The following is a 12,185-nucleotide window of genomic DNA, read 5'->3' as shown; positions in this document are numbered from 1 at the left end:
CAACACTCAAGCCGGCCGGGAGTGAGCCGCTGTAAGAGCGGAACCATAAGCCGCCGTTACCTAAATAACGGATATGTACCCCATCCCCCCTCAGGGCCGATACAAATGCGCGTGCCCCGCGCGATACAACGACGACTCACCAAAACTGTCACTGGCCAAAACCCGACCCACCAGAATCAACGCCGTACGCCGAAACCCCTTGGCTGCCACCTTCCCGGCAATATCCGCCAGCGTACCAATGGCCCAATCCTGATCCGGCCAGGTCGCCCGATGCACCACCGCAATCGGACAATCCTCCCCATAGTGAGGCACCAACTCAGCCACGATCTTCTCCAGACGATTCACCCCCAGGTGAATCGCCATGGTCGTCCCATGCTGCGCCAGGCTACTGAACACCTCACCCTCAGGCATCGCCGTCTTATCCGCATACCGCGTCAAAATCACACTCTGCGCAATGTCCGGCAACGTCAGCTCAGCTTCCAACAACGCCGCACACGCCGCCACCGCCGTCACCCCGGGAATGATCTGAAACCCAATCCCAAGCTCCCGCAAAAGCCGAATCTGCTCCCCAATCGCCCCGTACAAACTCGGATCCCCGGAATGCACCCGCGCCACATCCTGGCCTTTCTCATGGGCCGTCTTGATCAGCTCGATGATCTGCTCCAGATGCAACTCGGCACTGTTGACCACCAGCTCAGCCTGATGCCCCTCAAGCACCGCCGCCGGTACCAGCGAGCCGGCATAGATAATCACCGGGCAACTGCGAATCAGCCGCTGCCCCTTGACCGTGATCAACTCCGGATCGCCTGGGCCTGCGCCGATGAAAAAGACAGTCATGGATTCATTCCTGTGAAAAAAAGCACGCGAGCAGCCCTCCAGATGAAGATTGCTCATGATCAAAGCTGACGATTATCGGGAATTCAGCCGGCGCAAGCCAATGCAAAGGTGGCCTGGGCGGTTTTTTTGCGGGTGATCAGCAGGGTGGCAGGGCCTTGGGATAGCTGTTCTGCCAGGGCCAGGGCGGCACTTTCCGCGATGCCGTAGCAGCCGGTATGAGCAAAAACCGTCTCGGACTTATGGCTCAGTCGATCTTCATAGGGCGCCAATTGCGCCGCACTGAAAAACAACAAAGGCAAATCCAGAACCTGAGCCAGTGCCAGCAACCCCGGCTCATCCCGCTTGCGATCAAGACTGGCCAACGCAGTGATGCGCTGACGCTCAATGCCACCCTCGGTGAGGGCGGCGTTGAACAGTTCAAGCAGGATGTCGACAGAACAACCCCGCTGACACCCCAGGCCAATCGCCAGGATCATGCCGAATACTGACCATCACGGTTACGGCGAAACAGCCAGGCACTGATCAAGCCCAGCGCCAGCCAGAAGGCAACGTTGGTCAACTGCGAGGCGATCTTGAATTGAGCTTCCAGAGCCTCCGGCGCCAGCATCGAGTGGACTTCCGGCTGTGGTGCGCCAATCACATGGGGCACAGCCAGGATCGCCACGCCCAGGATTTTCAGCAGCCAGTTACGACCGAACACGATCAGCGCGATACCGGCAGCGGTAGAGGCGGCAGTGCCGATCCACCAGATTTGCCGTTGCGCCAGGTCTGCCGCCGCAGTCCCCGGCAATTCAGGCGGCAAGCCCAGGGTCGGCGCCAACACAAAGGTGGCGTAACCGGCCAGGCCCCACAGCAGGCCTTGGGCCGTGCGGGTCGGTGCACGCAAGGTGTACAGGCCGGCAAGCATCAGGGCAAAACCTACGGCGACCACCAGGTTACCGCCCGTAGTCGACAGCACACGCTGCCAGCCATCTTCCGGCTCCCAGGCTTCAGCGTCGTGGGTGTGGGCCGTGGCTTCGGCATGTTCATGCACTTCGGTCGCGGCCGGGGCGTTTTCGAAGGTTTCCGCCTGCAGGATCAGCGGGGCAACCCAGAAGCTTTGCAGCAAGGTCAGCAGCAGAGCAGCCAGGAGGCCGGTGAAACCTGCGGTTTGGGCAATACGCTTGATCATGTCGGCAGGTCTCAGTGGCACGGGAACGCAGCGCTGTGGCGGGTATCGTGGGCGGCGTTGTGCACCGCTTCGATGTGCGAGAAACCGGCGAAATACACCAGGCACGCACCGAGGATCGACGCGCTGATGGCGGCAGTCAGGCGTTGGCTCAGGGTGGCGGTGGTGCTGGCGGTAGAGGCGGTGCTGCTGATGATCGACATGGCGCGTCCCTTCAGGGTTTCAGGGTGACACGAGCGCATGAAAACCCCGCGAGCCAGGCACGCAGGGTTCTGAACAGCGCCCGCCCACCGCGGGTTTGTTATGTGATTCTTTCGGGCCGGTCTCCGGGCTTGCGAGGGGCCTGGGCCTTGAAAGCATCACCTTCCCATGCCGTAGAGGCACAGTGGTTTTGATGCTTCACTCGCTTACCGTTGCGGGGGCAGCACCGGACTCGTCACGCCCTTGAGTAAAGGAACATGACTCACCGGTTTCCCGTTTCACCCTGTGAAGGGCACCCGAAACAAGATGTGTAGGAGAGCATGGGCGGGCGATGGGCGTCAAATCGCCGCGTTAACCCCAGCGTTTGAACAACACACTGGCATTCACGCCGCCGAATCCAAACCCATTGGAAATCGCGTATTCAATCGGCAACGACCGGGCTTGGCCTCGGACCATATCCAGTCCTTCGGCAGCGGGGTCCGGGTTGTCCAAGTTGAGGGTCGCCGGGGCAATCTGGTCGCGCAGGGCGAGCACGGTGAAGATCGCCTCGATCCCGCCCGCGGCGCCCAACAGATGGCCGGTCGCCGACTTGGTGGCGCTGATCGCGACGCTGGCATTTGCACCGAACAGCGTATTGATCGCTGCCAGTTCGCCGTTGTCGCCTACGGGGGTCGACGTGGCATGGGCGTTCAAGTGCTGGATCTGTGCGGCGCTGATCCCTGCCTGCGCGATCGCCAGTTCCATTGCCCTGCGTGCACCCGAGCCATCTTCCGGGCCCGATGTCATGTGATAGGCGTCGGCGCTGGTGCCGTAGCCCACCAGTTCTGCAATAGGCGTCGCCCCGCGAGCCAATGCATGCTCCAGTTCCTCGATCACCAACAGTCCGGCACCTTCGCCCATCACAAACCCGTCGCGGCCTTGATCGAACGGGCGGGAGGCCAATGCCGGCGTGTCGTTGTAATCGCTCGACAGCGCACGCGCCGCCGCGAAACCGCCGAGGCTGACCCGGTGGATGCAGGCTTCGGCGCCGCCACACACGGCGATGTCGATTTCGCCGGCACGGATCATTCGCGCAGCATCACCAATCGCCTGTACGCCGGCGGCGCAGGCAGTGACGGGGGAGCCCAGCGGACCTTTCAGTTGATGCTGGATCGACACGTGCCCGGCCGCCATGTTGCCGAGGAATGACGGGATCGTGAACGGCGACAGGCGGCGAGGCCCTTTGCTGTCAGCCGTACGAACGGCCTCGGCAATCGCGGGAAAACCACCCACGCCGGAGGCGATGATTGTCGCGGTACGTTCCTGCTGCGAGGGCGTTTGCGGACTCCAACCCGCCTGGGCCAAGGCCTCTTGCGCGGCGGCCAGGGCAAACACGATGAACCGGTCCATCTTGCGTTGTTCCTTGGCCGGGATGACAGTGTCCGGGTCAAAGCCGGCTTCAGGGTCCTGGATGCGGTCCAACACTTGGCCGCCGATGCTGATTGCCAGGTCGCCGATCAATGCCTCGGGTAGCCTGCGAATCCCGGATTCACCGGCCAGCAGGCGCTTCCAGGTCTGTTCCACGCCGGTTGCCAGTGGTGTCACTGCACCCATGCCGGTCACAACAATTCGCTTACTCATGATCGCTTAGCTCCGCAAATTTCAGGTTGGTAGCAATGCATGGACGAAACTATCATTATGAAAGTAACATCCAATAGCTGAAATTTTCGTAGCCGCCCCACAGAGGAACTGCAATGCAACGTAAGTCGCTGGTGAATGCCGAGTGCCCGGTAGCCCGTGGAGTGGAACGGGTAGGCGAGTGGTGGAGCATCCTGATCATGCGCGACGCGCTGCAAGGTTTGCGGCGTTTTGATGAGTTTTCCCAGAGCCTGGGGATCGCTCCGAACATGCTCACTCGCCGGCTCAACAGCCTGGTGGAAGCGGGGCTGCTGGAACGCCGGCAATACAGCGAGCGACCGCCACGTTTCGAGTACGTACCGACGCCGGTTGGCGAGGATTTCCGGGTGGTGATCATGGCGTTCATCGGCTGGGGCAACCGCCATTTCGCCAACGAAGGTGAAAGCCTGCAATTGGTCGACCGGAAAACCCGGCGCCCGGTGGAAGTGGCGGTGGTGGACGCCGACGGTGCACGCGTGTCCGTCGAGCAGTGCAGCGTCCAGGCCGGGCCGGCGGCGAGCGAAGGCATGCTGGAGCGCCTGGCGCTGCTTAGTGCCAAACGCTCGGACATTGACCCGTCCCCGCGCACTGCGTAGCCTTGCACCTTCGAGGTTCTTCGGCCCAGGCCGAAGCTAAGAAGGGAACGCGGTCAATGCCGCGGCTGCCCCCGCAACTGTAAAGGGTTTATCTGACTGCCACGCCACTGCCTGAACAAGGCGGGAAGGCGCAGCCAGCGCCGGCATCACCGCCGGCAAGCCCCAAGCCAGGAGACCTGCCTCGCAACCGATTTTCTACTTCAACCGGGCGGGGTGATCCGGTGGCGAATTCTGCTCCTGCGCACCCGCGCAGGGCCACTCGTCCCGTATGCCCGCCCCAAAGGGCATCCGATGAAAACACTGGCCAAACTCCCCGTCACCATCGTTACCGGCTTCCTCGGCTCGGGCAAGACCACCTTGCTGCGCCACATGCTGGATAACGCCCAGGGGCGCCGTATCGCGGTGATCGTCAACGAGTTCGGCGAGCTGGGCATTGACGGTGAAATCCTCAAGCAATGCTCCATCGGCTGTACCGAAGAAGAGGCGAACGGCCGCGTCTACGAATTGGCCAATGGCTGTCTGTGCTGCACGGTCCAGGAAGAGTTCTTCCCGGTGATGCGCGAACTGGTGGCCCGTCGCGGCGACCTCGACCATATCCTCATCGAAACCTCGGGCCTGGCCCTGCCAAAACCCTTGGTCCAGGCGTTCCAGTGGCCGGAAATCCGCAGCGCCTGCACCGTTGACGCCGTGATCACCGTGGTCGACAGCCCAGCCGTGGCCGCCGGCACGTTCGCCGCCTTCCCGGACCAGGTTGACGCCCAGCGCAAGCTCGACCCGAACCTGGACCACGAATCCCCCCTGCACGAGCTGTTCGCTGACCAACTGGCCAGCGCCGATCTGGTGATCCTCAACAAGTCCGACCTGATCAGCCCTGAAGACCTGGCCCGTGTGCGCCTGGAAGTGGCAGAAGAACTGCCGCCGGCGGTAAAAATCATCGAAGCCAGCAGCGGTCGCCTGCCGCTGGACGTGTTGATCGGCCTGGGCGCGGGCTCGGAAGAACACATCGACGGCCGCCACAGCCATCACGATCATCATCACGAAGGTGAGGACGGCCACGACCACGATGCCTTCGACTCCATCTCCATCGAACTGCCCCAGGCCGACGAAAGCCTGCTGCTGGACGCCCTGACCCAACTGGTGGTCAAGCACGGCATCCTGCGGGTCAAGGGCTTCGCGGCGATCCCGAACAAGCCGATGCGCCTGCTGATCCAGGGCGTGGGCACGCGTTTCGACAAGCACTTCGACCGCGCCTGGCGCGCCGATGAGCCGCGCGCCACGCACCTGGTGCTGATCGGCCAGGAACTCGACGCCGGCTTGCTCGAAGCGCAACTGCGCGCTGCCCTCAGCGTTTAAACCATGCATCTGCTCAGGACCCAGCCCGGCGGTTTCGTTTCGGATGACAACATCGCCGACCTTGGGCAAACCCCCGCCGAGCTGGTGATCCTGTGCAGCGGTGATTCCAGCCTGGCGCTGCTGGCCGAAGCGGCCCAGCAGTTGCCCGAGGATTACCCGAGCCTGCGCCTGGCCAACCCGATGCAGGTGCAGAACCATGCTTCGGTCGACCTGTATGTGGACGAGGTGCTGCGCCACGCCAAGGTCATCCTGATTTCGCTGCACGGCGGCATCGGTTATTGGCGCTACGGTATCGAGCGCCTGGTGGAGTTGGCCGAGCGCGGCGTGCAGCTGATCCTGGTGCCGGGGGATGATCGCCCGGACCCGGAACTCAGTGGCCTCAGCACCGTGGGCGCCGAGGAGCGTGACCGGCTCTGGCACTTCCTGCGCCAGGGTGGTTTGGGGAATGCGCTGGATTTCTATCGTTGCCTGGCCGCCGGCTACCTTGGCCGCGATTACACCTGGAGCGAGCCGCAAACCCTGCCGCGCACGGCGATTTATCACCCGCATAAAGCCAATGCCCGTCTCAACGATTGGCAGGCTGACTGGCAAGCTGATTTTCCCGTGGCGGCGGTGCTGTTCTACCGCTCCCATTTGCAGGCGGCCAACACCGGCTTTATCGATGTTTTTTGCCAGCGCTTGCAGGCCGCGGGTCTCAACCCGCTGCCGATGGCGGTGGCCAGTTTGAAAGAGCCCGGCTGCCTGACCGTGGTCGAGGACTTGCTGGACGAGGTGCACGCCTCGGTGATTCTGAACACCACCGGTTTTGCCCAGTCCAGCCCCGAAGCGCCGCACCTGCGGCCGTTTCGCCGCAATATCCCGGTGATCCAGGCGATTTGCGCCCAGGACAACGAGCCCGGCTGGCAGGCCAGCGAACAAGGCCTCGGCCCTCGGGACCTGGCGATGCACATCGCGTTGCCGGAGCTGGACGGGCGCATCATCAGCCGGCCCATCAGCTTCAAGGACCTGGCCTGGCGCAGCGAGCGCAGCCAGTCGGATGTGGTGTGCTATCGCGCACAGCCGGAGCGCATGGACTTTGTCGCCGAACTGGCGCGGCGCTGGGTCGAACTGGCGGGGGTGCCGAATGGCGAAAAGCGTATCGCGCTGATCCTCGCCAACTACCCGACCCGGGACGGACGTATCGGCAACGGCGTGGGTCTCGACACCCCAGCCGCCGCGCTGAATATCCTGCGGGCACTGAAAATCCAAGGTTATCCGCTGCCGGACGAGCTGCCGGAAAGTGGAACGGCACTGATCCAGGCGCTCTTGGGCGGCGTCAGCAACGACCTGGACAGCCTCGACTTGCGTCCGTGTCATCAGAGCCTGGCGCTGGATGACTACGAGGCGATGTTCAACCGCTTGCCCGAGTCCAATCGCCAGGCCGTGTTGGCACGCTGGGGTACACCTCATAGCGATCCGATGTTCCGCGACGGCCGCATGATGATCGCGGGCCTGCGTTTGGGCCTGACCTTCGTCGGCATCCAGCCGGCCCGGGGTTACCAGGTCGACGCGAGTGCGGTCTATCACGACCCGGACCTGGTGCCGCCCCACGGTTACCTGGCGTTCTACTTCTGGTTGCGCCAGACCTACGGCGCCCACGGCGTGATCCACGTTGGCAAGCACGGCAACCTGGAATGGCTGCCGGGCAAGGGCGTCGGGCTTTCCGAGAACTGCTGGCCCGACGCACTACTGGGGCCGCTGCCGAATATCTACCCGTTTATCGTCAACGACCCGGGCGAGGGCGCCCAGGCCAAGCGCCGCACCCAGGCGGTGATCATCGATCACCTGATGCCGCCGCTGACCCGCGCCGAAACCTACGGGCCGTTGCGCGACCTGGAGTTGCTGGCCGACGAGTATTACGAAGCGCAATTGCTCGACCCACGACGTGCCCGCGAGCTGCAAAAGGACATCCTCAAGCTGGTGCGCGAAACCCGCATCGACCAGGAACTGGCCCTGGACGAAAACCTCGACAGCGATACCGACGCGGCGATCTGGCTGCCGCGCCTGGACACTTACCTGTGTGACTTGAAGGAGTCGCAGATTCGCGATGGCCTGCACATTTTCGGCGAGTCGCCCGAGGGCCGTTTGCGCATCGACACCTTGCTGGCCTTGCTGCGCATTCCGCGTGGCGATGGTCGCGGGCCGCAATCGAGCCTGCTGCGGGTATTGGCCAAAGCCTTCGACCTGGGCTTCGACCCGCTGGACTGCGCCCTGGCCGAGCCGTGGACCGGGCGCCGGCCAGTGGTGCTGCAGAAGATCGACACGCAGTTGTGGCGCACCGCCGGCGACACCCGTGAGCGCCTGGAGCTGTATGCCGCGCGCTTGATCGAGCAGGCGCTGGAAGGTGCCGTGGAGCAGCTTGAAGAGCCCGGCTGGGAAGACGTCAAGGCGGTGATCGAGAGCTTGCGCATCGTCGTCGCGCCACGCCTGGATGCCTGCGGCCCGGCGGAAATGCGCGGGTTGCTGGATGCCTTGAACGGGCGCTTCGTCCCGGCCGGGCCCAGCGGCGCGCCGAGCCGGGGCCGTCTGGACGTGTTGCCTACCGGTCGTAACTTTTTCTCGGTGGATGTGCGCAACCTGCCAACCACCACCGCCTGGCGTATCGGCTTCCAATCGGCGAACCTGATTCTTGAGCGTCACCTGCAGGATCATGGCGACCACTTGCGCCAGCTCGGCCTGTCGGTGTGGGGCACCGCCACCATGCGCACCGGCGGCGACGACATTGCCCAGGCCATGGCGCTGATGGGCGTGCGCCCGGTGTGGGCCACCGGCAGCCAGCGGGTGGATGACTTTGAAATCCTGCCGATCAGTCTGCTGGACCGGCCACGGGTGGATGTGACCTTGCGCGTGTCGGGGTTCTTCCGTGATGCATTCGCCAACCTGATCCGCCTGTTCGATGCGGCGGTGCAAGCCGTGGCGGCGCTGGACGAACCGGATGACCTGAACCCGCTGGCGGCCAAGGTGCGCAGTGAGCGAGAGGCCTTGCGCCTGTCGGGCCTGGACGAGGACGCGGCGGCGAAGCAGGCCGGCTGGCGGATCTTCGGTGCCAAGCCCGGTGCCTATGGTGCCGGCGTGCAGGGCGCGATTGATGGGCGCTTGTGGCAGAGCCGCGAAGACCTGGCCGAGGTTTACCTGAACTGGGGCGGCTACGCCTATGGCGGCTCCGACGAAGGCACCGCCGCCCGCGAACAGTTTGCCCAGCGTTTGAGCCAGGTGCAGGCGGTGTTGCAGAACCAGGACAACCGCGAGCATGACCTGCTCGACTCCAATGATTACTACCAATTCCAGGGCGGCATGCTCGCCGCCGTGGAAACCCTGAGCGGCGACAAGGCTGCCAGCTATCATGGTGACCACAGCCAGCCGGACTTGCCGAAAGTCCGCACGTTGAAGGAAGAGTTGAACCGGGTGATTCGTGCCCGGGCGGCCAACCCGAAGTGGATCGAAGGGGTGAAGCGCCACGGCTATAAAGGTGCGTTCGAGATGGCGGCCACCGTGGATAATCTGTTCGCGTTCGACGCTACGACGGCGTTGATCGACGATCATCAATATGCATTGCTGGCGGATGCCTACTTGCTGGACCCGGGCACCCGCGCCTTTGTGCAGCAGCACAACCCGGATGCCCTGCGGGATATGACCGAACGCATGCTCGAAGCCCAGCAACGCGGCATGTGGCAGGAGCCTGGGGCGTACCGCGAGGCGTTGGAAAACCTGTTGTTGGATATAGAAGAAGGCAGTTGATGACCGATATTCCACATTTCCCGCTGTCTGCCGTGGTCGGCGCCGACGACCTGAAACTGGCCCTGTGCCTGACCGCCATCGACCCGAAGATCGGTGGCGTGCTGATCGAAGGCCCGCGCGGCATGGCCAAGTCCACCCTGGCCCGTGGCCTGGCGGACTTGCTCGCCAGCGGCCAGTTCGTCACGCTGCCGTTGGGCGCCACCGAAGAGCGGCTGGTGGGCACACTCGATCTGGACGCGGCACTCAGTGAGGGCCGCGCACAGTTTTCCCCCGGCGTGCTGGCCAAGGCCGACGGCGGCGTGCTCTATGTCGATGAAGTCAACCTGCTGCCCGACCACCTGGTGGACCTGCTGCTGGACGTGGCCGCCAGCGGCACCAACCTGATCGAGCGCGACGGGATTTCCCACCGGCATTCGGCGCGTTTTGTACTGATCGGCACCATGAACCCGGAAGAGGGCGAGCTGCGCCCGCAATTGCTCGACCGGTTTGGTTTCAACGTGGCGCTGAGCGGGCACACCCAGCCGGCCGAACGCGGGCAGATCATCCGTCGCCGCCTGGATTTCGACAGCGACCCTCAGGGTTTCTGCGGGCAATGGGCCGACCGGCAGGCCGCGTTGCGTGAGCGCTGCACCCGGGCCCGCGCATTGCTGGATAGCATCCCGTTGGATGACCAGGCGCTGGCGCAGATTACCGAGCGCTGCTTTGCCGCTGGGGTCGATGGCTTGCGCGCCGACCTGGTCTGGCTGCGTGGCGCACGTGCCCATGCGGCCTGGCGGGGCGCGACGGCTATCAGCGAAGAAGATATCGAAGCGGTCGCGGAATTTGCCCTGCGCCATCGTCGTCAGGAGCAATCCCCGCCTGCAACGCCGCCCGCTGGCGGTCAATCACCCAAGCCCAATGATGCACCTGAAGGCCAGGGCCAATGGGGCGACATGCCCGCACCCGCCTTGCCGATAGGTGCTCGCCGTGATGTGCCCACCTGGCCAAAAAAGCCCTAGGCATCCGCCCCAAACCTGACGCGGGGGCGGATGCACGGCCCAAGGCGGGTCGACTGAACAAGGGCCGGCGAGGCCAGGCGCGCAGCGCGGCCGAAGGTTCGATCAACTGGCCGGGTACCTTGCTCGGCGGGCGGCCGCAACGCCGCGAAGATGTGCTGTATCAACTGCGTAGCCGTACGCCCCATGAGCTGTGGCTGGTGATTGTCGATGCTTCGGCGTCCACCCGGCGGCATCAGGCGCTTAGCGATGCCAAGGGATTACTGGCCCAACTGTTCGACGATGCCTATCGACAGCGGGCGCGCATGGCGTTGCTCACCGCGAGCGGGCAATCGCCAAAGTGGCAGGTGCAGGGATTAAAGGCGGCAAAAGGGCTTGGTCATTGGCTTGATGGCCTCGGTGCAGGCGGTGGCACGCCATTGTTGGCAGCGCTGAACGAAGCGGGGCACTGGTTGGCGGCTCGTCGCAAGCGTTACCCGGTGGAGCAGCAGCGGTTGCTGGTGATCACCGATGGACGGCTGAAAGATGTGGCAGGGCTGCCGCCGCTGGACTGCCCGGGCTTGCTGGTGGACATCGAGCGCGGCCCGATTCGGTTGGGCCGTTCAAAGCAGCTGGCTATGGGGTTACAGATTGACTATCGGCATATCGATAACCTGTAAGCGCCGGCACGTTCGGCCACAGATCCGCCACCAGAAACAACCGTTCGGCTTCTTCCCATTCGCCTTCGCTGTTTTCCACCAGGCGCACCAGCAATTGCGCGGGCGCCATGGGGTCCAGCTCGGTCAGCCAGTGTTGCATCCGGGCCGCGTCCCAGGCTTCGTTCGCCGGGTAGTGCGCCGGCGCCAGCCATGCGTGGCGGGGCAGCGGTTGCCAGCGTCCTGCCGGGCTTTGCTCGATAAACCTCGACCAATCGCGCTGATGCAGCCAGCGGCCATTCAGGTGTTGCGGATGCGCGCCCTCCGGCGCCTGCGCCATGCCCGGCCATGGGTAGAGCAGATACCCGCCCAGCCACAGATGGGCATCAAAAGCCTGGATATCCAGCGCGGCCAGGACCTCGCGGCTCTCCGGCCGGGCGGAAATCGGCAGTTGGTGCTGGGCCAGGTGGGCCAGCTTGCGGTCGAGCCGGTCGTGGCAGCCGGGGCCGAGCCATTGCGCGGTGTCCCGGCCATTACCGTCCTGGGGCCCGAGGTAGAGTTTGATCGCCAGCTCCAGATGATGCACACCGTCACGGTCGCGCAGCAGCATGTCCAGCTCGCCCAGGGTATGCCCGGCCTGGCGGATCGGCAGGTTGGCCGCCAGCAGCTCCACGCCCGGCGCATGCTGCACGGCGAATTGCCACAGCCGTTCGTAATACAACCCCAGCCGGCGGGTGCGTGCCTGGCTCAGCCAATGCAGCAAGGCACTGCTGTCCTGGTCCAGCTGGCGCAGCCACTGCTCCAGCAAATGCGGGGCCTGCACCCAGTCGCTGCCGGTCAGCGGGTGGCGTTGTGGCCACGGCGTTTGCGCGAGCATCGGCGGGGCGAGCATCACCCACGCGAGATCGCGCACCTCGGGGTGACGCAGTTGGCGGGGCAGGTGCTGCAAATCAGGGAACAGAGTCAT

11 protein-coding genes and 2 riboswitches are annotated in these 12,185 nt (G+C 64.2%); of the genes, 5 read left to right on the top strand and 6 right to left on the bottom strand.

Features of this window, described 5'->3' with window-relative positions; all coding sequences use genetic code 11:
- Positions 1–90: 90 nt before the first annotated feature.
- The 5 genes from cobM to fabF form a co-directional block, all read right to left on the bottom strand.
- The gene (gene cobM, locus HX811_RS16725) at positions 91–837 is read right to left on the bottom strand and encodes a precorrin-4 C(11)-methyltransferase (RefSeq protein ID WP_177046611.1); all 747 of its coding nucleotides are present in this window, start codon (positions 835–837) and stop codon (positions 91–93) included.
- Positions 838–920: 83 nt separating this feature from the next.
- Complete coding sequence (locus tag HX811_RS16720) at positions 921–1,313, bottom strand: cobalamin biosynthesis protein (RefSeq protein WP_177046609.1); 393 nt, start codon at positions 1,311–1,313, stop codon at positions 921–923.
- A complete protein-coding gene (locus HX811_RS16715; protein ID WP_008431977.1) occupies positions 1,310–2,008 on the bottom strand; it encodes a CbtA family protein in 699 nt (232 codons plus the stop codon). The genes HX811_RS16720 and HX811_RS16715 overlap by 4 nt, the downstream gene beginning before the upstream one ends.
- An 11-nt stretch (positions 2,009–2,019) precedes the next feature.
- Positions 2,020–2,208, bottom strand: coding sequence for a CbtB-domain containing protein (locus HX811_RS16710; RefSeq protein WP_134326795.1), 189 nt, complete (start codon positions 2,206–2,208; stop codon positions 2,020–2,022).
- 96 nt (positions 2,209–2,304) lie between these two features.
- Positions 2,305–2,521: riboswitch (cobalamin riboswitch) on the bottom strand.
- A 36-nt stretch (positions 2,522–2,557) separates the two neighbouring features.
- A complete protein-coding gene (gene fabF / locus HX811_RS16705) occupies positions 2,558–3,826 on the bottom strand; it encodes a beta-ketoacyl-ACP synthase II (RefSeq protein WP_177046607.1) in 1,269 nt (422 codons plus the stop codon).
- 113 nt (positions 3,827–3,939) lie between these two features.
- Between fabF and HX811_RS16700 the strand changes: the two genes are divergently transcribed.
- The 5 genes from HX811_RS16700 to HX811_RS16680 all read left to right on the top strand — a co-directional run bounded on the left by HX811_RS16700 (position 3,940) and on the right by HX811_RS16680 (position 11,242).
- Positions 3,940–4,458 carry a helix-turn-helix domain-containing protein gene (locus HX811_RS16700; protein ID WP_177009805.1) on the top strand — a complete coding sequence of 173 codons (519 nt, stop codon included), beginning with the start codon at positions 3,940–3,942 and terminating at the stop codon, positions 4,456–4,458.
- Positions 4,455–4,657, top strand: a riboswitch (cobalamin riboswitch). It overlaps the preceding gene by 4 nt.
- A gap of 92 nt (positions 4,658–4,749) precedes the next feature.
- Complete coding sequence (cobW, locus tag HX811_RS16695; RefSeq protein WP_177046605.1) at positions 4,750–5,811, top strand: cobalamin biosynthesis protein CobW; 1,062 nt, start codon at positions 4,750–4,752, stop codon at positions 5,809–5,811.
- A gap of 3 nt (positions 5,812–5,814) precedes the next feature.
- On the top strand, positions 5,815–9,588 hold the full coding sequence (cobN, locus tag HX811_RS16690; protein WP_177046604.1) for a cobaltochelatase subunit CobN: 3,774 nt from the start codon (positions 5,815–5,817) through the stop codon (positions 9,586–9,588).
- A complete protein-coding gene (locus HX811_RS16685; protein ID WP_008431987.1) occupies positions 9,588–10,586 on the top strand; it encodes an ATP-binding protein in 999 nt (332 codons plus the stop codon). Before cobN ends, HX811_RS16685 begins: the two co-directional genes overlap by 1 nt.
- A 53-nt stretch (positions 10,587–10,639) precedes the next feature.
- Complete coding sequence (locus HX811_RS16680) at positions 10,640–11,242, top strand: VWA domain-containing protein (RefSeq protein WP_177046613.1); 603 nt, start codon at positions 10,640–10,642, stop codon at positions 11,240–11,242.
- Here the strand turns inward: HX811_RS16680 and HX811_RS16675 are convergent.
- On the bottom strand, positions 11,199–12,185 hold the full coding sequence (locus tag HX811_RS16675; RefSeq protein ID WP_177040554.1) for a DUF1853 family protein: 987 nt from the start codon (positions 12,183–12,185) through the stop codon (positions 11,199–11,201). The two genes, HX811_RS16680 and HX811_RS16675, sit on opposite strands and share 44 nt — an antisense overlap.

It is taken from the genome of Pseudomonas sp. F8002, from assembly GCF_013385495.1.
Classification (GTDB): Bacteria; Pseudomonadota; Gammaproteobacteria; order Pseudomonadales; family Pseudomonadaceae; genus Aquipseudomonas.
The sequence above is the reverse complement of the archived record's forward strand: the minus strand, read 5'-3'. Positions and strand labels throughout refer to the sequence as shown.